The organism is Aeromonas sp. 601039, assembly GCF_049174415.1.
Lineage (GTDB): Bacteria > Pseudomonadota > Gammaproteobacteria > Enterobacterales > Aeromonadaceae > Aeromonas > Aeromonas veronii_A.
Genome location: NZ_JAAKTL010000008.1, coordinates 59,772 through 82,477 on the forward strand (window position 1 = coordinate 59,772; position 22,706 = coordinate 82,477).

Genomic DNA, 22,706 nt, shown 5'->3' on the forward strand with positions numbered 1-22,706 from the left:
AAAACTAGACTCACCGGTGTGATTTGATGTTATGTCAACCAGAGGATGATGTCATGACACTTTGCTTAATCCTGCTGGCGCTGTTACTGAGTGGCTGCAGCCCAGTCACAGAGTCAGAAGAAACACCCGCCCTGACCCGGGTGATCGCCCAGCCGCTGCAAGCCAGCGATCACTACCCGGTGCTGCACCGCTTCAATGGCCGGGTGATCGCCCCCGAGCACAGCCAGATAGGCTTCGAGCTGGCAGGGCGGATCGCTACCCTGCACAAGGGACGGGGAGAGCCGGTCGCGGCTGGCGAACTGCTCGCCACACTGGATACCCGGCTGCTGGCAGTGGAAGCCAAAGAGCTGGCCGCCCGGGCAGCCCAGAACGAGGCCGAGCTGACCCTTGCCCGGCAGACGCTCGATCGACTCACTGCCCTGCGCCAGCAGCAGTTCAGCTCCCGTCAGGCGCTGGATGAACAGCAAGGCAAAGTCCGCATGCTGGAGGCAAGCGCCAACCAGCTGGCCGCCGCCCTCGAAGCCAACCGGGTCAAACAGGAGAAATCACAGCTGCGCGCCCCCTTCAACGGGATTGTGGTCAGCCGCGAGCAGGCATTGGGGGCCGTGGTGGCCGCAGGCCAGCCTCTCTTCTCCCTGACCCGCAGCGGCCAGTGGGAGGCCGATATCGGCGTGCCGGTGAAACAGGCCGAGACCCTGATCGTCGGCCAACACTACCCCCTGCAAAGCGGGGATCAATCACTGGAGGGGCGCCTGCTTAATCTGGGAGTACAAGTGGACGGGCAGACCCACACCCGCACCGCCCGCTTCCAGCTGATCCGGGGCGGCGAACAACTGGCAGAAGGGCAACTGATCACCCTGCTGCATCAGACCCGCGAGCCCACCCGCGCCTACGAGGTGCCGCTCACCGCGCTTACCCAGGGATTGCGCGGCAGCTGGACCCTCTATCTGCTCAACGACGAAACGCCACCCCGGGTGGTCAGTCGGGACGTCACTCTGCTGCAACAAGATGGCGAGCGGGCCTGGATAAGTGGTGCCCTGAACGGACAGGAACAGCTGGTGACCGATGGCCTGCATAAACTGGTGCCGGGCCAGCAGGTCACCCTGACAACCAGCGTGGATCATCAGGCAGGCCATCCGGAGCCACAGTCATGATCCGCCCGTTTATCGAGAATGGCCGCCTGCTGCTGTTGACGGTCGCGCTGCTGCTGACGGCCGCCCTTGCGGCATTGCAGACCCTGCCCAGAACCGAAGATCCCCAGCTCACCAGCCGTTTTGCCAGCGTGGTTACCCACTTCCCCGGGGCCAGCGCCGAGCGGGTGGAGGCGCTGGTGAGCGAGCCCATCGAGAACCGGCTGCGGGCCCAGAGCGAGATCAAGCTGATCGAGTCGAGCTCTCGCCCCGGTCTCTCCATCATCAATCTGGAGCTCAAGGATGAGGTCAGCGATGTCGAGCCCGTCTGGTCCAGAGTCCGAGATCGGCTGGCAGATCTGGCCGCCGTGCTACCAGCCGGCGCCAGTGCCCCCAAGCTGGATGATGAGAAAGGCTACCCCTTCACCCGGCTGGTCAATGTGGTCTGGCGCGGGCCGGGCCAGCCGCAGCTGGATCGCCTCGCCCGCTACAGCGCCGAGCTGGAACGCCGGGCTCGCCAGCTGCCGGGTACCGAATACGTCGAGCGGGTCGGGGCACCACAGGAGGAGATCGAGGTGCGGTTCGATCCCCTCGCCCTCAGTGCCAGCGGCATGAGTGGCGAACAGCTTGCCCAGGCGCTGAACGGTGCCGATGCCAAAGTGGCCGCCGGGGAGTTGCAAGGCAGCCACAATCGCTTTCAGGTGGAGATCCGTGGCGCCCTCGATACCCTGGAGCGGATCCGCCAGATCCCGCTGCGCACCGGCGAGCAGGGCCAGACCCTGCGCCTTGGCGATCTGGCCGAGGTAAGACGTACCCTGCACCAGCCGGAGAGCCAGCTGGCCTTTGCCAATGGTGAGCGGGCCGTGGTGGTCGGCCTGCGCATGGCACAGGATCACCGCATCGACCTCTGGTCGGCACGGGTCGACACCATGCTGGCCCAGCTGCAACAGGACTTGCCGGATAATATCGGCCTCGTCACCAGCTTCGATCAGCAGCGTTATACCGATCAGCGGCTCGACACCCTGCTCATCAACATTGTGCAGGGCTTCCTCATCATAGTGGCCGTGCTGCTGGTGACCTTGGGAGTCAAGGCCGCCATTATCGTGGCCCTGTCGCTGCCGCTTACCGTGGCGTTCTCATTCGCCTGCATGAACCTGATCAATCTGCCCATTCACCAGATGTCGGTCACCGGTCTGGTGGTGGCGCTCGGGATCATGGTGGACAACGCCATCGTCATGGCGGATCGGGTGCAGTATCAGCGCCGTCACGGCATGGCCATGAGTGCCGCCGCACTGGAAGCCATCGGCCACCTCTGGCTGCCACTGCTGGGCTCCACCCTCACCACCATGCTCGCCTTTATGCCGATCATTCTGATGCCGGGCCCGGCGGGCGAGTTTGTCGGCGGCATCGCCTGGGCGGTGATCTGCTCGCTGCTGGGATCCTACCTCATCGCCCACACCCTGGTGGCAGGCCTCGCAGCCCGCTGGATTGGCAGTGACCAGGGGGGACGCTGGTATCAGGATGGCTTGCACCTGCCCCGGGTGTGCGCCCGTTTCCAGCAGAGCATCGCCATGGCGCTGGCTCACCCCTGGCGCACCCTGCTGCTGGTCAGTCTGCTGCCCCTGCTCGGTTTCTGGGTGGCGGGCCGCCTCACCGAACAGTTCTTTCCCCCTGCCGACCGGGACATGATCCACATCGAGGCCAGCCTCTCCCCACAGGCGAGCCTGGCGCGCACCCGCGAGCTGGCACTGGGGATCTCTGCCGAGCTGGCCAGTCTCCCCGAGCTGGTTCGTCAGGATTGGGTGGTGGGTGACAACGCCCCCAGCTTCTACTACAACCTGGTGCCCAGAAAACAGGGGCGGGCCGATTACGCCCAGGGGATGATCACCCTGCAGGATGCCGATGCCGCCGAACGGCTCATTCCACAACTGCAGCAGCGGCTCGATGCAAAATTTCCCGAAGCGCAGATCCTGGTGCGCAAGCTGGAACAGGGGCCGCCTTTCAATGCCCCGGTCGAGCTGCGGCTGTTTGGCCCCGACCTTGAACAGCTGCACCGTCTGGGAGAGGAGCTTCGCAATCTGCTCGCCAATACCCCGGCCGTGGTGCAGACCCGCGCCACCTTGCAGGCAGGGGCCCCCAAACTCTGGTTGCAGGTCGATGAGGAGGCCGCCCGACTGGCAGGCATGAGCCTGACCGATGTTGCCTCCCGGCTGGCGGGCGCACTGGATGGCAGGTTGGGCGGCACTGTGCTGGAAGGCACCGAGTCAATCCCGGTTCGGGTGCGACTGGCCGAGCCCTTGCGTCAGGATCCGGATGCGCTGCTCAATGTGCCGCTGTCGCTCACCGGCACCGGCCAGCAAGGGGTAGCCAATCTCACCTTGCGGGCACTGGCCACTCCCGAGCTGCTGCCAAGCTGGGGGGAGATCAGCCGTCGGGATGGTGAGCGGGTCAATGTGCTGGAGGCCTATCTGGCGGTCGGCGTACTGCCGCAAACTGTGCTGGAGCAGGTCAAAGAGAGGCTGGCCGCCAAGGCGCTGGCGTTGCCGCCGGGCTATCGACTGGAGTTTGGCGGAGAAGCCGCCAAACGGGATGAATCGGTGGGTAATCTGATGGCCCATGTCAGCCTGGTCGCCGTGCTGCTGGTGGCCGTGCTGGTGCTCAGCTTCAACTCGTTCCGGCTGGCAGGCATCGTCACCCTGGTGGCGATCCAGTCGGCGGGGCTCGGGCTGCTGTGGGTCTGGCTGCTGGGGTACCCCTTCGGGTTTACGGTGATCATCGCCCTGCTGGGACTGATGGGGCTGGCCATCAACGCCGCCATCGTCATTCTGGCCGAGCTGAAGGCAGACCCGCTGGCACAACAGGGCAATCTGCCGCAGATCCGCGATCTGGTGGCCGGTTGCAGCCGCCACATCGTCTCGACTACCATCACCACTGTGGGCGGCTTCATCCCGCTATTGCTGGGGGGCGGCGGCTTCTGGCCCCCCTTTGCCATCGCCATCGCCGGTGGCACAGCGCTGGCGACCCTGCTCTCGTTCTACTTTGTGCCGGTGGCGTTCGTGTTGTTCAACCGCCGCCGTCCTGACCCGGTACAGGAGAGCTGCAACGCACCAAATCAGTTGTCGGGCTGACCCAGCATGGCTTTGAGCCGCTCTTCGAGAGTGGGCTCGGGGGCCTTGAGGGTCGCCATAAAGAGCTGCTCGATACCGGCCTTGTCCTGACTTTTCACGATAAACACCAGTCGGGACTGGGCCTTGCCCTCCGGCCAGTCGCCCAGCGCCTGCAGCGGATAGAGCTGGCCGTGGACGCCGTGGATCACCACCGGCTGGCTCTCCCCTTCCAGCTGCAAGATCCCCTTAAGGCGCAGCAGGGCATCGCCATACTGCGCCTGCACCGCATCGATGGCGGCCAGGAGGCGAGAGGGCTTGAGCGGCTCACCGATGCGCAAAGAGAAACTTTCGATGTTGCCGTGCTCGAAGTGGGTGGGCGCCGCCGTGCCAACCTTGGCGGCGAACGGCTGCATCTTTGGTTGTATCGGTGACGCCAGCCCCTGCCTGGGGGATTCGGTGCGCAGCCAGGCCAGCAGCTGGCGTACATCACGCCCGGCCGCTTCGTTGTAGGCGCCGAGCTTCTCCAGCACTGCTGGCGACAGTTCGCCATTGGTCACCTGCTGGATCGGGGCCGCCGGGTTGAGTGCAGCCAGCTGGGCTTCGACCCGCGCCAGCTGTTGGTCCTCCACCAGATCCCCCTTGCTCACCACCAGCAGATCCGCCAGCGCCACCTGTTTCACCGCCTCATACTGGGCCGCCAACTGCTGCTCGATATGACCGGCATCCACCACAGTAACGGTGCCATCGAAGCGGTAGCGCTGGGCGATAAAGCCCTCTTCGCGCAGGGTAAAGAACACGGGGGCCGGATCGGCGAGGCCAGTGGTCTCGATAATCAGCCGCTTGAACGGTTTGATCTTGCGCTGGATGGCCTTCATAAAGAGCCCCTGCAACGCCTCCACCAGAGAGCCCTGCACCGAGCAGCAGATGCAGCCGGAGTCGAGCAGCATCATCTGCTCATCCACCTGTTGCACCAGATGGTGATCCAGCCCCACCGAGCCGAACTCGTTGATCAGCACGGCGCACTCACCAAGCTCCGGCTGCTTGACCCAGTGATTGAGCAAGGTGGTCTTGCCGCTACCGAGAAAGCCGGTCAGCAGGGTCACTGGGATACGGGTATCTTGCATATCGGTCATGTCAGATCCTTACCGGTTGGCAAACAGGTCGCTGAGCCAGCGGTTTTCAAAGCGGCCATAGGGGTCGAGCTCGGCTTTCAACGCCACGAAGTCGTTCCAGCGCGGCAGCAGGGCCGGGAAGTCGTAGAGATCCATCGCCAGATGTTTGCCGAAGTGGGGAATGCCGCCGAGCGGCACCAGCAGTTGTTGCAGCTCGCGCATCTGCTCCATGGAGCCGTTGACGAAGGTGCCGTCCGCCGCCAGATAGACCAGAAAACCGATCCAGCAGACCGGCTGGCCATAAGCGGCGCTGAGCCAGGCCTCGGAAGGGCCGGTACAGCGCAGGATAAAGGGGTAGTGCAGCACGCCCGGGTTGGCCTGCTGCCAGGCCTGCAGGGTCTCCAGTGCCTCGTTCATCCGATGAAGCGGCACCGCCACCTCACAGTTGATCTGAGGTGCCGGGATCCCCTTGCAGAGGATCTGGTAGACGTTGCCCACCAGATCGGAGGCATCCTTGAAGCGGCGCACCGTCTCGAAGTGCTCACCGGCCAGCGCCTCATCCTTGGTATCTTTCGCCATCTTCTGCAAGGTGGCATCAATGGTGGCGTTCATGCGGGCGTCGATATCGCCATCCAGCAGCAGCGGCTCGCTGCCACCGGCGCGGTAGCGGGCCACCTCGTCATCGGAGGCGGGATCCACCAGCCAGATGTGGCTCTCGCCGGTCCAGGCAAACCACCAGCTCTTCACAAAGCCGTGCTCGCGGTTGAGCCGTTCGTTGTGCTCCAGCAGGAAGGGGTAGTCGGTGGTGAACTTGGTGCAGCGCATGATGCGATTTGGCACGGTGCGCAGGGTGACGTCGAGCAGGATGCCGAGCATCCCCATCCCCATCACGAAGGCGCCGAAGCGCGGATCGGTGCGATCCACCCGGATGATGTCGCCATTGGCCAGCATCACCGTCATCGCCTCCACCACATCGCAGAGGGCAGACTGGTGCAGCCCCTGACCGTGGGTACCTGTGCTGAGGGCGCCGCCCAGGGTCTGGATGCCGATAACGCCCGGGGATGCGGGCAGCATCCGCTCCATGGCGATCAGCTCGGCATAAACGGTATCGAGCGGCGTCCCCGCCTGATAGGTCACGGTATCGGCGGTTTTCGCCAACTGGCCGCGCAGGTGGTGCAAGTCCACCAGCAGTGCCTGACTGCCCTCGGTATAGACGCTGTGAATGGGCTCAAAAGAGAGGCCGGAGCCGATAAGACGCAGCTTGCGCTCGGGGTGTTCCCGCAGCAGCGCCTGCAGCTCGTCGCGGTTTTTCGGGCGCCACACCTGATCCAGCGCCCCGAGGGGATTGGTTCTCGACCAGTTGAACAGCACCTCCCGATTACCGATCGCCTTGATGCTGTGAAATGCCTGGAACTGAACCGTCATACCGCGCCTCATCTTTTACTGACGTCAAAATGAGCGCCGATTCTACCGAAAAGTGAGCCACAAGGCATGGAAAACAAGCCCCTGCACTAGAGGGGGGATAGGGGGAGAGCACTCCCCTACCCTGCCAGACGGGAGCGTGGCCGCCCGTCTGTCACCGATAGATCAGGTGGCGTTCGGGATGCCTCGCACCCCATCTGGCTGGCGGGTTTGTGCTTCTTCCGGCAGCAGCTCCTCGCAGAACTGGCGCAACGGCATGGGGCGGGCAAACAGGTATCCCTGTAGATAGTCGACCCCTTTGGCCCTGAGGTAGTCAGCCTGACGCTCGCTCTCCACCCCTTCCGCCACCAGCGCCAGACCGAGCCGGGTCGCCAGATCGATCACATTGTCCACGATATGCTCCGAGAGCGACTCGGTACCGATGCGGGCGATAAAGGATTTGTCGATCTTGAGGTAATCCACATGAAACTGCTGCAGGTAAGCCAGGCTGGAGTGGCCGGTACCAAAGTCGTCGATGGCGAGTTTGACCCCCATCTCGTCCAGCTGGCGGAACAGGGAGAGGGTCTGGGGATCTGACATCAGCAGCTCCCGCTCGGTCAGCTCCAGCACCAGTACCACCTTGCCGGGGAGGAAGTGACCGAGAAAGGCGCGGCACTCGGCCAACAGGGCAAAATCGTGGCAATGGGCGGCGCTGATGTTGAAGCTGATATGAAACCCATCGGGCAACTGCTCCTGAGAGCGGTTCAACCTTGTCGCCACCTGCTTCATGATATGGGTGGTCATGGGGACGATCAGTCCCGACTCCTCTGCTTGCGGAATAAAGAGATCGGGCCGGATCACTCCTTCATTGACATGTTCCCAGCGCATCAGCACCTCGGCGCCCATCATCTTGCCGTCGTGGCTGGCAATCAGCGGCTGCAGATAGGGAACAAACTCCCTGGCCCGCAGGGCTCGTCGCAACTCATCTGTTGGCGAGCCGGGCCGCCCCAGCACCCACCACACCAGCCAGGCCAGCAAAAGCGAGGAAACCGCCAGCCACGACAGCGCCACATGCCGCGCGGCCCACAGCGACTTCCAGTAGACCGGCATGGCATAACCGGCATGGATGGTGAAAGGATAATGGGATGAGGTGAGGGCCTGGCTGATCCCGCGATGGAGGGTGGGCGCCTCGCTCAGATAGCGGCCCGACTCATTGAGCCAGGCAGACCCCACCTGCAGATAGAGCGCACTGGATTTTCCGCTCATGGAGAGCATGAAGCTGAGCTGGGTACTGTCGATGGCGCTCAAGGCGGCATCCTTGCCCTGCTCGGTGCGCACTACCAGCAGCGGGTGATTTTGCCGCACCCGGTTGCCACTCATCAGCAGCAGCTTGCGGCCGGTGTAAATGGAGCCGTCATCGGCATCATTGGCCTCACCAAACAGCGAGGTGCAATTGATGATGCCGTTTCGCACCAGATTGACCGAACGCAGGAAGGGCTCGATGGCGACCTTCTTGCGCAGCACCAGCAGGTTGTCGCGACAGGGAGCATTCACCAGAGGCAGCACGGAGCGGTTGGCCTGCTCCGCATGATCCAGCATCGACTCCATCAGGGTTCTGGCCTTGTGGGCCGAGGCGCTGGATTCCGCTTTCAGCTCCTGCACATAATTGCTGTGGATGAGCCAAGCTCCCACCAGCAGCGGCAGGGTAAAGACCAGCAAGGCACCGCCGAAGCGTAACCCGGTTCGGGAGAGATCGATCCTGAACAGAAACATAAAGAACCACGCCGCAATTCGTCAGGCCTGCCAACGCAAGCACCCAGTGAACAGATATCCACTTTCCCTCGATAACGATGCCTCATCATTACCGCACATAACCGAACAACATAACCCAAAGCGTTTATAAAACGAACCACCAAACAGGTGGTTGGATCTCTCTAGCAAGGATCGTGCAAACAATCTTCAAAAAAGACGGTGAATAACACACAAATAAATAATGCCGCGTAAATAAGCGGCATTATTGGCTTCTTATCGCGCAAATCGCGCAAGAACTCCGTTAAACGGCTTGCTGCAGGATCACCGCATCGGCCTTCTTGGTGTAGGAGGCGATCTCGTTGAAGTTGAGGTAGCGGTAAGTGTCTGCCGCAGTGGCATCCAGCGCCTTGGCATACTGCAGGTACTCCGCCACAGTCGGGATCTTGCCGAGGATGGCGGCAACGGCGGCCAGCTCCGCAGAGGCCAGATAGACGTTGGCACCTTTACCCAGACGGTTCGGGAAGTTACGGGTGGAAGTGGAGACCACCGAGGCCCCTTCCGCTACCCGCGCCTGGTTGCCCATGCACAGGGAGCAGCCCGGGATCTCGATGCGGGCACCGACGCGACCAAAGATGCCGTAGTAGCCCTCTTCGGTCAGCTGATCCTTGTCCATCTTGGTGGGCGGCGCGATCCACATGCGGGTAGGCAGCTCGCCCTGATACTTCTCGAGCAGTTTGCCGGCGGCACGGAAGTGACCGATGTTGGTCATGCAGGAACCGATGAACACTTCGTCGATCTTGTCGCCAGCCACGTCGCTCAGCAGACGGGCATCGTCCGGATCGTTCGGCGCACACAGGATCGGCTCCTTGATGGTGGCCAGATCAATCTCGATGATCTCGGCATACTCGGCATCCTTGTCCGCTTCCATCAGGGTCGGGTTGGCCAGCCACTCTTCCATCCCCTTGATGCGACGGGTGATGGTGCGCGGGTCACCGTAACCTTCGGAGAGCATCCATTTCAGCATCACGATGTTGGACTTCAGATACTCGATGATCGGCTCTTTATCCAGCTTGATGGTGCAACCGGCAGCGGAACGCTCGGCACTGGCATCGGCCAGCTCGAAGGCTTGTTCCACTTTCAGGGTCGGCAGACCTTCGATCTCGAGGATACGGCCGGAGAAGATGTTCTTCTTGCCCGCTTTCTCGACGGTCAGCAACCCCTTCTGGATGGCGGCATAGGGGATGGCATGGACCAGATCACGCAGGGTGATGCCCGGTTGCAGCTCGCCCTTGAAGCGCACCAGCACGGACTCCGGCATGTCCAGCGGCATCACACCGGTGGCGGCGGCGAAAGCCACCAGACCGGAGCCCGCCGGGAAGGAGATACCGATGGGGAAACGGGTATGGGAATCACCACCGGTTCCCACGGTATCCGGCAGCAGCATGCGGTTCAGCCAAGAGTGGATGACGCCATCACCCGGACGCAAGCTCACACCGCCGCGGTTCATGATGAAGTCCGGCAGGGTGTGGTGGGTCTGTACGTCGATGGGCTTCGGATAGGCGGCAGTGTGGCAGAAGGACTGCATGGTCAGATCGGCGGAGAAGCCGAGGCAGGCCAGATCTTTGAGCTCGTCGCGGGTCATCGGGCCCGTGGTGTCCTGGGAGCCGACCGTGGTCATCTTGGGCTCGCAGTAGGTGCCGGGGCGAATGCCCTTCACGCCGCACGCCTTGCCCACCATCTTCTGGGCCAGGGTGAAGCCTTTGCCGGTATCGGCCACCGGCTGCGGGCGACGGAATACGGTGGAGAACGGCAGCCCCAGCGCTTCGCGGGCCTTGTCGGTCAGGCCGCGGCCGATGATCAGCGGGATACGGCCACCGGCGCGCACTTCGTCGATCAGCACGTCGGTTTTCAGTTCAAACTGCGCCAGCACCTGTTCGGTGCCGTGTTTGCAGATCTTGCCGGCATAGGGGTAGATGTCGATCACATCGCCCATTTCCAGCTTGGAGACGTCCACTTCGATAGGCAGAGCGCCGGCATCTTCCATGGTGTTGAAGAAGATCGGGGCAATCTTGCCACCCAGACAGACACCGCCAGCACGCTTGTTCGGCACGAACGGAATGTCGTCGCCCATGAACCAGAGCACCGAGTTGGTGGCGGATTTACGGGAAGAGCCGGTACCGACCACGTCACCCACGTAGGCCAGCGGGAAGCCTTTCTCTTTCAGGGCATCGATGGTCTTGATGGGGCCGACGGCGCCATCCTTGTCCGGGGTAATGCCGGGACGGGCATTTTTCAGCATTGCCAGGGCGTGCAGCGGAATGTCCGGGCGGGACCAGGCGTCCGGTGCCGGAGAGAGGTCGTCGGTATTGGTTTCGCCGGTCACCTTGAACACGGTGACAGTGATCTTCTCGGCCAGCTCCGGGCGGGAGAGGAACCACTCGGCATCAGCCCAGGATTGCATCACCTGTTTGGCGTGGGCATTGCCCGCCTTGGCCTTCTCTTCCACGTCGTGGAAGGAGTCAAACATCAGCAGGGTGTGGGAGAGCCCCTTGGCGGCAAGCGGCGCCAGAGTGGCGTGATCCAGCAGGTCGATCAGCGGCTGAATGTTGTAACCACCCTGCATGGTGCCCAGCAGCTCGACAGCTTCGGCGGCAGTCAGGATGGGAGAGTGGGCTTCGCCCTTGGCGACGGCGGTGAGGAAGCCGGCTTTGACATAGGCCGCTTCATCAACACCGGGGGGAATACGGGAGGACAACAGCTCTTTCAGAAAGTCTTCTTCGCCAGCGGGCGGGTTCTTGAGCAGTTCAACCAGGGCAGCGACCTGCTCTGCATCCAGAGGTTTGGCGACCACGCCCTCGGCGGCACGTTCTGCGACGTGTTTACGGTATGTTTCAAGCACGACTAATTCCTCTTTGGTCTTTTTTTGGGGTTCGCCCAGGCTCGCGGCGATCGTCCTTGCGGGACACCCCGTAGGGTGCTCCCCACTATATAAGTTTTAACGACTAATTAAAATCCAAACCCTGTTTACTCATTCACCACAAAATCATAACCAATTAAACAGGCTGGTATTTTTTGATAATTAATTGAACGTCATCAATCAGAGTTAACAAATTGGCATCATTTCGGCATTATTCGAACGTACTGCCCAATTGCAGATAGAAGACGTCATTGCCCCCCTCCGCCATGCCGTAGCCGAGGAACACAGGGCCGAGGAAGCTCTCCACCCCGACATAAAGCGACCCGGCGGTAAACGAGCTCTCCAGACTGATATCCTCCCCCTTGTTCCAGACCCCGCCCTGCTCCAGAGATCCGCCCAGATAGAGCGGCATCTTGAGGGCACCGAAGTCATTGTCTGCCACCCGATAGATGTAACGCAGGCCACCAAACAGGCTGTAGCGACCGCTCAGCTGGTAGCGCTGGAAACCGGAGAGGCGGAACAGCCCGCCCAGATCCTGAATATGCAGTGGCACCACCTCTTCACTGCCCGAGCCACCCCCTTCGAGGATCAGGTTGAGGCTGTGCCTGTCCCATGACCAGGGCTTGATCATGGAGAGTTGATAATTCCAGCCTTCACTGCGGCCATCTGCCGACTCGAGTCCATCCACACTGACGTGGGAGTGGCCCAGTTTCATATCCCACTTCACCCCCTGATAGGGGAAATAGCGGCTATCCAGATTGTCGTGTTCAAAGCGGACATAGGGGCCCCACGCCGTGGCATCCCCTTGCAGCTCTTTGAAGTTTTTGATCTCGATACTGCCCGTCTGCCCTTCCAGCCCCATAGACAGGCGGCTCCAGGGCTGACGATTCCAGCCGACCGCCAGATCGGCGCTGAAGAAGGAGTACTCGGTATCGAGATAGGTAAATATCGGTTCGTCCGGATCCGGATTAAAGAGGCTTCTCTGGGTCTGGTCATAGGCTAGGCTCGCCTCGCCATAGAAGGTCTGGGAGGGCTCCAGCGGTGTATAGAAGTCGGTCTTGATATGTTTGGCCGTGCCCAGTGATGCCTCGGTCAACCACTCGGCCCCCCACTCGTTGACGTTGGTGAGGGTGTAGGACATGCCGACGTTGTAGTTGGAGGTATTCTCGAAGTCATCGGTGAAACCGAACTGGAAGTTGAGGTAACCAGGCCCCCAGTTCTTCTCGCTGGCATCCACTACCAGCACGTTCTCCCCATCGCGCTCCTCCACTTCATAGGTGATGCGGTCAAACGACTCCAGCGCATAGAGGCGGCGAATGCCAGCCTCCAGACTCTCGTTGGTCTGGATCTTGTCCGGCCGAACCTTCAGCATGGCGTGCACCGTCTCGTCGGAGAGGCGCGACTTGTTGATGATCTCCACCTTGTCGATGAAGTAGGCGGGTTGACCACTTCGCTCGGCACGGCGGCTCAGCTTCTGGTTGCGATAGGCGTTGTACTGCGCCTTGGTGAGCGACAGCTTATCGAGTTGCAGCGACGCCTTGTACGCCGCCGCCTCACCCATTTTGATCCCCTCCGGCATGCGGGCAAAGTCGGCGATCCCCATATCGCCAAACTCGGGAGCGATCAGTATGTCTTTCGGCCCCATCAGCGCCTTCTGCTTGTCGGTACCCACCTGGGTCATGTAGGTGGTGAGCTGGTCGATCATCGCCAACCCTGACTTGAGTGATTCACGGGTACGCAGCTTGGCACCGATATCCACCGCGATCACCACGTCGGCCCCCATTGCCTTGGCGACATCCACCGGCATGTTGTTGACGCTACCGCCGTCCGCCAGGATGTGCCCCTCCCACTCCACCGGCTTGAGGGCACCGGGAATGGACATGGAGGCCTGCATTGCCTTGGCCAGGCTGCCGTGATCCAGCACAAAGGGGGTGACCGTCTCCATGTCGGTCGCCATGGCGCGGTAGGGAATGGGGAGATCGTCGAAGCTCTCCTGTACCGGCAGGTTGGAGGTGGCCCCCCGCAGCAGGCTGGCCATGGATTGGCCCTGGAAAAAACCGTCCGGCAGCTGGGTGGTGTCGCCATTCACCCCGATATCGGTGCGCAGCTGATACTGCTCGTTCTGCTGCTTTTTACGCAACGACAGCTCGTCGCGGCCCACCTTGTCCTGATAGCCCTTGTTCCAGTCGATGGCCAGGGTAGTGCGCTCCACCTCCTCGGCACTGAGCCCCATGGCGTACATCCCCGCCACATAAGAGCCCATGCTGGTGCCGACTATGATGTCGACCGGAATCCGTTTCTGCTCCAGCACCTTGAGGATGCCGATATGGGCCGATCCCTTGGCACCGCCGCCGCTGAGCACCACCGCAATTTTCGGGCGCTCCCCCTGTGCCGCCACAGCCAGCAGCGGGCAGGCCGCCAGCATCACCAAAAGCAGACGGGTCCATCCCGCACCTAAGCTGCGCATCATATTTTCCATATTATTCAGAGGGTCAGTCACCAAGGATGGCCTCTACTATAAGGGGCCCGGCAGTTAGCGCAACCGTCAATCCGCCTCCCGCCTGTGCTGCATGGCGAAGGGGCGAGTCGCCGCCCCTGTGAGCGCAAACGTAATCCGCAAATAAAGGGCTGCAAGCCTCATGGGTAGCGCCGCGCTGCCGCTAATATGAGCGTCGTCAATCTCAACCTTTTGAGCACCTTTATGCTGGCAACCCTCACTCTTAAACAGAAAATACTGGCCACGGTCACCCTGGCCGTGGTCGTCTCCTGCCTGCTGGTAGGCTACTTCAGTCAACGCTCGGCCCAGCAACTGATCGAAAACCGGATGTTCGAGCAGGAGCTCCCCAACCTGACCCAGCGGATCAGCAAGGAGATTGAACAGGATCTCCACGGCATCGCCCAGGCCGCCCGCCAACTGGCCACCGACCGCTTCATTCTCGACTGGGTGGATCGGGGCATGCCCAAAGAGCAGGAGCCGATCCTCATCAACCAGCTCAAGGATGTGGCCAACCAGTATGGTCTGGTGACGGCCTCCTTCGCCGATCGCCAGACCGCAGCCTACTACAACCAGGATGGCTTTCTGCGCAACCTGACCCCAGCGCAGGACGCCTGGTTCTATGACTACACCAAGAGCCAGAAGGAGATGACCCTCAGCATCTTCCGCGAGAGCAACGGCGAGGTGAAGCTGTTCGTCAACTTCCAGCAGCTCAACGGGCGCGGGCTGGCCGGCTTTGCCAAATCCCTCGATACCATGGTGACCATGGTTTCCAACTTCCGGCTGGAAGAGAGCGGCATCGTCTTTATGGTCGATGGCAGCGGCAAGGTGAAGCTGCACCCCGAGGCCAACCGTATCGAACGCGATACCTTGGGCGGCATCGCCAGCGGTGATACCGGCAGCCTGCTGGCCAAACGTCCCTTTGCCGTCATCAACGCCGAAGTCAATGGCGAGCCCATGGTACTGGCCAGCAGCTATATCCCGCTGCTCGACTGGTATCTGGTGGCCCAGGTGCCAGAAGCCGAGATCTATGCCGAGCTGGATCAGACCCGCAACGAGATCCTGATGATCTCGCTGGTGATTGCCCTTGCCATGGGGCTGATGGGGATGCTGCTGGCAGGCTCGGTCAGCCGCCCGCTCAACGAACTGGCCCGCCTGTTCAAGGAGCTGGGCAGCGGCGATGGGGATCTTACCCAGCGCCTCAAGGTGGAAGGACGTGACGAGCTGAGTCAGGTTGCGACCGGCTTCAACAACTTCGTCGCCAAGATCCACGGCTCCATCGAGCAGGTGGCGGAGAACTCCCGCCAGCTCGCGGCCACCGCCAACGAGGTGGCCAACAAGGCACAGCTGACCCAGCACAACTGTACTGCCCAGCGCGATCGCACCGTGCAGGTGGCCACCGCTATCCACGAAATGGGGGCCACGGTGAGCGAGATCGCCGGTAACGCTTCGCTGGCAGCAGAAGTAGCCAGACAGGCCAACGATCAGGCCGATGCAGGGGCAGTAGTGGTAGCGCAGGCGCGCCACGGCATCGTCGGCCTCTCCGGCGAGATTGAGCAGGTGGCAGGGGTTATCGAGTCGCTGGCAAGCCAGACCGACTCCATCGGCAGCATCCTCGAAACCATCCGCAGCATCTCGGAGCAGACCAACCTGCTGGCACTGAACGCCGCCATCGAGGCCGCACGGGCCGGTGAACAGGGTCGCGGTTTCGCCGTGGTGGCAGATGAGGTGCGCAATCTGGCCAACCGCTCCGCCGCCTCGACCGCCGAGATCCAGGGGATGATCAACCGCTTGCAGGAGCAGAGTGCCCGCGCCGTCAGCGCCATGGCACAGGGGCGCAACCAGAGTCTGGAGGTAGTGAGCCAAGCCGATGAGGCCAACGCCGCCCTCGGCCAGATCACCGCCCACATCACCCAGATCAACGACATGAATATCCAGGTCGCCACCGCCACCGAGGAACAATCCAGCGTAGTGGGCGAGATCAACCGTAACGTAGAGGACATCAACCAGCTCACCATGGAGACCGCCGACATTGCCCACCAGCTGACCGAGTCCAGCCGCAGCCTGCAGCAGCTCTCCGGTCAACTCGACAAGCTGGTCGGCAACTTCCGTCTGTAGTCTGCATCCCACTTATGAAGACTCACCAGAGGGCGCTGCGGCGCCCTCTGTCATAGCCACGGCAAACGGTGACGCACGGCCATTCAACCGCCGTTATGCGGCTCTCGAAATGCCTCATAATCAGGGAAATATGAGGAGGAGTTATGGGCAAGCTGATCGTAATGATATTGCTGGGGGGAGTGCTCAGCGCCTGCAGCAGCGGGCCGGTACGAGTACACGGCGCCGACGTGAGCGTAGACGATACCCGGATCCGGGTCAGTGACGGCAGTGGTGGCGGTTATGGCACCTTCTGCCCGCCCGGTCAGGCCAAGAAGGGGCGCTGCTAACCTCTTAGCCAAACCCGAAAACAAAAAGCCGCTCAAATGAGCGGCTTTTTCATGAAGATGGCAGAAGATTACTTTTTCTTCTTGGCCTTGGCGTTCGGCAGGTCGGTGATGGAGCCTTCGAACACTTCGGCAGCAAGACCCACGGACTCGTGCAGAGTCGGGTGAGCGTGGATGGTCAGCGCGATATCTTCGGCGTCAGCACCCATCTCGATGGCCAGACCGATTTCACCCAGCAGTTCACCACCGTTGGTACCCACGATGGCACCACCGATGACGCGACCGCTCTCCTTGTCGAAGATCAGCTTGGTCATGCCGTCGGAGCAATCGGATGCAATGGCGCGGCCGGAAGCTGCCCACGGGAAGGTAGCAACTTCGAAGTTCAGACCCTGTTGCTTGGCCTCTTTCTCGGTCAGACCAACCCATGCCATCTCTGGCTCGGTGTAGGCGATGGACGGGATCACTTTCGGGTCGAAGTAGTGCTTCTTGCCGGCGATGACTTCGGCGGCAACGTGACCTTCGTGAACACCTTTGTGTGCCAGCATCGGCTGACCCACGATGTCACCGATGGCGTGGATGTGCGCCACGTTGGTACGCAGCTGCTTGTCCACCTCGATGAAGCCGCGCTCGGTCACGGCAACGCCAGCCTTCTCGGCATCCAGCATCTTGCCGTTCGGCACACGACCTACGGCAACCAGCACGTTGTCGTAACGAACCGGCTCGGCCGGAGCGTGCTTGCCTTCATAGGAGACGTACAGGCCGTCTTCGCGCGCTTCAACTGCAGTGACCTTGGTCTCCAGCATGATGTTGAATTTCTTGGCCACACGCTTGGTGTAGATCTTGACGATGTCTTTGTCGGCAGCCGGAACCAGCTGGTCAGCAAATTCCACCACGTCGATCTCGGAACCCAGAGAGGAATAAACGGTACCCATCTCCAGACCGATGATGCCGCCACCGATAACCAGCAGTTTGCCGGGAACGGTTTTCAGCTCCAGCGCATCGGTAGAGTCCCATACGCGCGGGTCATCGTGGGGAATGAACGGCAGCTTCACCGGACGGGAACCGGCCGCGATGATGGCGTTGTCGAAGGTCACGGTAGTCTTGCCGTCTTCCCCGGTCACTTCGAGCGTGTTCGGGCCGGTAAATTTACCCAAGCCGTTAACAACCTGAACTTTACGCATCTTGGCCATGCCAGCCAGACCGCCGGTCAGCTGGTTGATAACCTTCTCTTTCCACAGACGGATCTTGTCGATGTCGGTCTGCGGTGCACCGAAGACGATGCCGTGCTCGGCCAGCGCTTTGGCTTCTTCAATCACTTTAGCAACGTGCAGCAGCGCCTTGGAGGGGATGCAGCCCACGTTCAGGCAGACGCCACCCAGGGTGGAGTAACGCTCGACGATAATAGTATCCAGACCCAGATCGGCTGCACGGAAAGCAGCGGAATAACCGGCAGGGCCAGCACCCAGTACTACGACCTGGGTTTTGATTTCTTTACTCATCATGACCTCTTTGTCGTTCTTATATCCCCGGACAGCGCAGTCTTATACCGAAACGGGTGGCTGCAGCCGTGAAAAAAACGGGGCAAGTTTACGATCATGTTAATGAAATGAGAAGTAAAAAGGGCAGGCTCTGGGCCCGCCCTCTCACTTACAGGACCAGTCGACGAATGTCGGACAGCACACCGTTCATGGTGGTGATGAAGCGAGCCCCATCGGCACCATCGATCACCCGGTGGTCGTAGCTCAGAGCCAGCGGCAGCATCAGGCGCGGCGCGAACTCTTTGCCGTTCCACTTCGGCTTCATCTCGGACTTGGAAACACCGAGGATGGCCACTTCCGGCGCGTTGACGATCGGGGTAAAGCTGGTACCGCCGATGCCACCCAGGCTGGAGATGGTGAAGCAACCGCCCTGCATGTCGGCAGCGGTCAGCTTGCCGGCACGGGCTTTCTTGGAGATCTCGGCCAGATCGCGAGACAGCTCCATGATGCCCTTCTTGTTAACATCGCGCACCACGGGCACAACCAGACCGTTGGGGGTATCTACCGCCACACCGATGTGGATGTACTTCTTCATGATCAGCTTGCTGCCATCTTCGGACAGGGAGCTGCAGAAGCGCGGGTGGGCTTCCAGCGCCTTGGCGGCGGCTTTCAGGATGAACACCAGCGGGGTGATCTTCACGTCTGCCTTCTGCTTCTCGAGCATCGCATTCTGCTCTTTGCGGAACGCTTCCAGCTCGGTGGTATCGGCTTCGTCGAACTGGGTGACATGAGGGATCATGACCCAGTTGCGGTGCAGGTTCGGACCGGAGATCTTCTGGATGCGGGTCAGCTCGACCTCTTCCACATCACCGAACTTGCTGAAGTCTACTTTCGGCCACGGCAGGACGCCCAGACCGTTGCCACCGGCTACGCCAGCAGAGGCAGGAGCGGACTCGGCACGCTTGATGGCATCCTTCACGTAGGCTTGCACGTCTTCTTTGACGATGCGACCCTTGCGACCGGAGGCTTTCACCTTGGCCAGGTTGACGCCGAACTCGCGCGCCAGACGGCGTACCGCCGGAGAGGCGTGTACATAAGCGTCGTTGGCAACGAAATCGGTCGCAGCGGCAGCAGCCTGAGCAACCGGAGCCGGAGCAGCAGTAACAGGGGCAGCGGCGACCGGAGCGGCAGCTTGAGCAACCGGCGCGGCAGCAGGAGCTGCGCCAGCCACTTCGAATACCATGATCAGGGAACCGGTGGAGACCTTGTCACCCGCCTTCACCTTGATCTCTTTGACCACACCGGCGAACGGCGCAGGCACTTCCATGGAGGCCTTGTCACCTTCCACGGCGATCAGGGACTGGTCAGCTTCAACCTTGTCACCCACGGCAACCATGATCTCGGTGACTTCCACTTCGTCGCCACCGATATCCGGTACGTTGACCTCTTTGGCAGCAGCGGCAACCGGGGCAGCAGCCACGGGCGCGGCAGCTTGAGCCGGAGCAGCAACGGCAGCAGGCGCAGCGCCAGCCACTTCAAATACCATCACCAGAGAACCGGTAGAGACCTTGGCACCAGCGGCAACCTTGATCTCGACCACGCGACCGGCAAACGGCGCTGGCACTTCCATGGAGGCCTTGTCACCTTCCACGGCAATGATGGACTGGTCAGCTTCAACCATGTCGCCCACGGCAACCATGATTTCAGTCACGTCCACTTCGTCGTCACCGATGTCCGGTACGTGCACATCTTTGCGCACGGCAGCGGCAGGTGCGGCGGCCGGAGCAGCGGCAGCCGGTGCAGCAACTTCAGCAGGGGCGGCAGCGCCTTCGGCTTCGAAGATCATGATCTGGGAACCGGTGGCAACCTTGTCGCCTACCTTGATCAGGATCTCTTTAACGATACCGGCAGACGGGGCCGGTACTTCCATGGAGGCCTTGTCGCCTTCTACCGCGATGATGGACTGGTCCAGCTCGACCTTGTCACCCACGGCCACCATAATCTCGGTGACTTCAACTTCATCGGCGCCGATATCCGGCACCATAATCTGTTTGGACATTGTGCTTTATCCTCTTGCGTCGATCCGCGTGACTGGTTGATGCCGCCACGCACATCTCGCGTTAACCGTTTTAAATCCTGGCAGGGTCACGCCGCATGACGGCGCGACCCTTGATCCACTTACGCGTACAGCGGGTTGACCTTGTCGGCATCGATGCCGTACTTGGCGATGGCGTCGGCCACAACCTGCTTGTCTACCTCGCCGCGCTTGGCCAGTTCGGTCAGAGCAGCAACCACCACGTAGAACTCGTTCACTTCGAAGTGACGACGCAGGTTGGCACGGCTGTCGGAACGGCCGTAGCCGTCGGTACCCAGCACGCGGTAGTTCTCGGTCGGAACGAAGGCGCGAACCTGATCGGCGAAGGACTTCATGTAGTCGGTCGCAGCGATGGTGGCTTCGGAACCCAGTACCTGAGCGATGTAGGGAACACGCGCTTCAGAGGTCGGGTGCAGCATGTTCCAGCGATCCGCGTCCTGACCGTCACGAGCCAGCTCGTTGAAGGAGGTGACGCTGAACACATCGGAACCGATGCCGTACTCGCTGGCCAGGATCTGGGCAGCCTTGCGCACGTGACCCAGGATGGAACCACAACCCAGCAGCTGAACTTTCGCCTTGGCACCGGCGACGGATTCCAGCTTGTAGATACCCTTGCGGATGCCTTCCTCGGCGCCTTCCGGCATGGCCGGCATGGCGTAGTTCTCGTTCAGGGTGGTGATGTAGTAGAACACGTTCTCCGGGTTCTCACCGTACATGCGGCGCAGGCCGTCCTGTACGATCACCGCCACTTCATAGGCATAGGACGGGTCGTAAGAGATGCAGTTCGGGATGGTGTTCGCCAGGATGTGGCTGTGACCATCTTCGTGCTGCAGACCTTCGCCGTTCAGGGTAGTACGACCGGAGGTTGCACCCAGCAGGAAGCCACGGGCTTGCTGGTCACCGGCTGCCCACGCCATGTCGCCGATCCGCTGGAAGCCGAACATGGAGTAGTAGATGTAGAACGGGATCATCGGGCAATCGTTGGTGCTGTAAGAGGTCGCAGCAGCCAGCCAGGAGGACATGGCGCCCAGCTCGTTGATACCGTCTTGCAGAACCTGACCCTGCTTGTCTTCCTTGTAGTAGGAGACGATGTCGCGGTCTTGCGGGGTGTACTGCTGACCGTGCGGGCTGTAGATACCGATCTGGCGGAACAGACCTTCCATACCGAAGGTACGGGCTTCGTCAGCGAGGATCGGAACGATGCGCTTGCCGATGGACTTGTCTTTCAGCATCACGTTCAGGGAACGCACGAACGCCATGGTTGTGGAGATTTCGCGCGCTTGCTCGCCCAACAGCGGGCCGAAGGCATCCAGCGCCGGGATTTCCAGCTTGGTGGTGCTTTCGCGCAGACGGGTCGGCAGATAGCCTTTCAGGGCTGCACGACGAGCATGCAGGTACTTGTGCTCTTCACTGCCCTCTTCGATCTTCAGGTACGGCAGATCGGCCAGCTGCTCGTCGGCCACCGGCAGGTTGAAGCGGTCACGCAGGTGACGCACGGAGTCCAGCTCCATCTTCTTGACCTGGTGAGCGATGTTCTTGCCTTCGGCCGCTTCACCCATACCGTAACCCTTGATGGTCTTGGCCAGAATAACGGTCGGCTTGCCCTTGGTCTGGGTCGCCTTGTTGAATGCAGCGAACAGTTTGCGAGGATCGTGACCACCGCGGTTCAGAGCGAAGATCTCCTCGTCGGTCATGTCTTTGACCAGCGCGGCAGTTTCCGGATAACGGTTGAAGAAGTGCTCGCGGATGTAGCCACCGTCGCGGGACTTCATGGTCTGGTAGTCACCGTCCACAGTCTCGTTCATCAGCTGGATCAGCTTGCCGGAAGTGTCTTTCTTCAGCAGCTCATCCCACTTGCGACCCCAGATAACCTTGGTCACGTCCCAACCGGCGCCAGCGAACAGGCCTTCCAGCTCGTTGATGACCTTGCCGTTACCGACAACCGGACCATCCAGACGCTGCAGGTTGCAGTTAACCACAAATACCAGGTTGTCGAGCTTTTCACGCACGGCAACAGTCAGGGCACCTTTGGCTTCCGGCTCGTCCATCTCGCCGTCACCCAGGAAGGCGTAAACGGTCTGCTCGGAGCAATCCTTGATGCCACGGTCGGTCAGGTACTTCAGGAAGCGAGCCTGATAGATGGCGGCGATGGGGCCCAGACCCATGGAGACGGTCGGGAACTGCCAGAAGTCCGGCATCAGTTTCGGGTGCGGATAGGAAGGCAGACCCTTGCCGTCCACTTCCTGACGGAAGTTGTCCAGCTGCTCTTCGGTCAGACGACCCTCAGCAAAGGCGCGAGCATAGATGCCCGGGGAAATGTGACCTTGGAAGTAAACCAGATCGCCACCATCCTTCTCGTTGCGAGCACGGAAGAAGTGGTTGAAGCAGACATCATAGATGGTCGCAGAAGAAGCGAAGGAAGACATGTGACCACCCAGGTCCAGGTCTTTCTTGGAGGCGCGCAGCACGATCATCATGGCGTTCCAGCGGATGATGGCGCGAATGCGGCGTTCCATCTCCAGGTCACCCGGGTAGTCCGGCTCATCGCTGGACGGGATGGTGTTGATGTAATCGCGATTTGCCTTGGCAGCCACGTCCACACCGCTTGCGCGGGCTTTCTCGGCCAACTGTTCAAGGATGAACTGAGCGCGTTGCGGACCCTCTTCACGCAGCAGGGATTCCAGAGAGGCAAGCCACTCCAGCGTTTCTATCGGGTCCACATCGTTCTTCAGGATATCAGACATGGCTGGTTCCTATGTTGTTGTGATTGCACGGCATT

General features: G+C 61.1%; 12 protein-coding genes. 4 read left to right on the forward strand and 8 right to left on the reverse strand.

Features of this window, described 5'->3' with window-relative positions:
- Positions 1-53: 53 nt before the first annotated feature.
- Positions 54-1,154, forward strand: coding sequence for an efflux RND transporter periplasmic adaptor subunit (locus tag G5195_RS08900; protein WP_421236038.1), 1,101 nt, complete (start codon positions 54-56; stop codon positions 1,152-1,154).
- On the forward strand, positions 1,151-4,258 hold the full coding sequence (locus G5195_RS08905) for an efflux RND transporter permease subunit (protein ID WP_421236039.1): 3,108 nt from the start codon (positions 1,151-1,153) through the stop codon (positions 4,256-4,258). The genes G5195_RS08900 and G5195_RS08905 overlap by 4 nt, the downstream gene beginning before the upstream one ends.
- On the opposite strand, the gene G5195_RS08910 is transcribed toward G5195_RS08905, so the two are convergent.
- The 5 genes from G5195_RS08910 to G5195_RS08930 form a co-directional block, all read right to left on the reverse strand.
- Positions 4,243-5,370, reverse strand: a complete 1,128-nt coding sequence (locus G5195_RS08910; protein WP_421236040.1) for a CobW family GTP-binding protein — start codon at positions 5,368-5,370, stop codon at positions 4,243-4,245. The genes G5195_RS08905 and G5195_RS08910 overlap by 16 nt on opposite strands.
- A 9-nt stretch (positions 5,371-5,379) precedes the next feature.
- Entirely contained in the window at positions 5,380-6,774 is a 1,395-nt protein-coding gene (locus G5195_RS08915) for a D-arabinono-1,4-lactone oxidase (protein ID WP_421209441.1), read from the reverse strand.
- A gap of 162 nt (positions 6,775-6,936) precedes the next feature.
- Positions 6,937-8,523: an EAL domain-containing protein gene (locus tag G5195_RS08920; RefSeq protein WP_005355079.1), complete on the reverse strand. Its 1,587-nt coding sequence runs from the start codon at positions 8,521-8,523 to the stop codon at positions 6,937-6,939.
- Positions 8,524-8,803: 280 nt separating this feature from the next.
- Positions 8,804-11,401 carry a bifunctional aconitate hydratase 2/2-methylisocitrate dehydratase gene (gene acnB, locus G5195_RS08925; RefSeq protein ID WP_101530043.1) on the reverse strand — a complete coding sequence of 866 codons (2,598 nt, stop codon included), beginning with the start codon at positions 11,399-11,401 and terminating at the stop codon, positions 8,804-8,806.
- A 229-nt stretch (positions 11,402-11,630) separates the two neighbouring features.
- Entirely contained in the window at positions 11,631-13,886 is a 2,256-nt protein-coding gene (locus tag G5195_RS08930; RefSeq protein ID WP_407959346.1) for a patatin-like phospholipase family protein, read from the reverse strand.
- Positions 13,887-14,120: 234 nt separating this feature from the next.
- Between G5195_RS08930 and G5195_RS08935 the strand changes: the two genes are divergently transcribed.
- Together G5195_RS08935 and G5195_RS08940 are read left to right on the forward strand one after the other, a co-directional pair.
- Positions 14,121-16,031 (forward strand): methyl-accepting chemotaxis protein, encoded by a 1,911-nt coding sequence (locus G5195_RS08935; RefSeq protein ID WP_421172500.1) that lies wholly within the window; start codon positions 14,121-14,123, stop codon positions 16,029-16,031.
- A gap of 143 nt (positions 16,032-16,174) precedes the next feature.
- A complete protein-coding gene (locus tag G5195_RS08940; RefSeq protein WP_005341657.1) occupies positions 16,175-16,357 on the forward strand; it encodes a hypothetical protein in 183 nt (60 codons plus the stop codon).
- 68 nt (positions 16,358-16,425) lie between these two features.
- Here the strand turns inward: G5195_RS08940 and lpdA are convergent, their stop codons facing one another.
- The 3 genes from lpdA to aceE form a co-directional block, all read right to left on the reverse strand.
- A complete protein-coding gene (gene lpdA / locus G5195_RS08945; protein ID WP_005341659.1) occupies positions 16,426-17,853 on the reverse strand; it encodes a dihydrolipoyl dehydrogenase in 1,428 nt (475 codons plus the stop codon).
- Positions 17,854-18,001: 148 nt separating this feature from the next.
- Positions 18,002-19,891, reverse strand: coding sequence for a pyruvate dehydrogenase complex dihydrolipoyllysine-residue acetyltransferase (gene aceF / locus G5195_RS08950; protein WP_335812138.1), 1,890 nt, complete (start codon positions 19,889-19,891; stop codon positions 18,002-18,004).
- 119 nt (positions 19,892-20,010) lie between these two features.
- On the reverse strand, positions 20,011-22,671 hold the full coding sequence (gene aceE, locus G5195_RS08955) for a pyruvate dehydrogenase (acetyl-transferring), homodimeric type (protein ID WP_421209448.1): 2,661 nt from the start codon (positions 22,669-22,671) through the stop codon (positions 20,011-20,013).
- Positions 22,672-22,706: the final 35 nt, after the last annotated feature.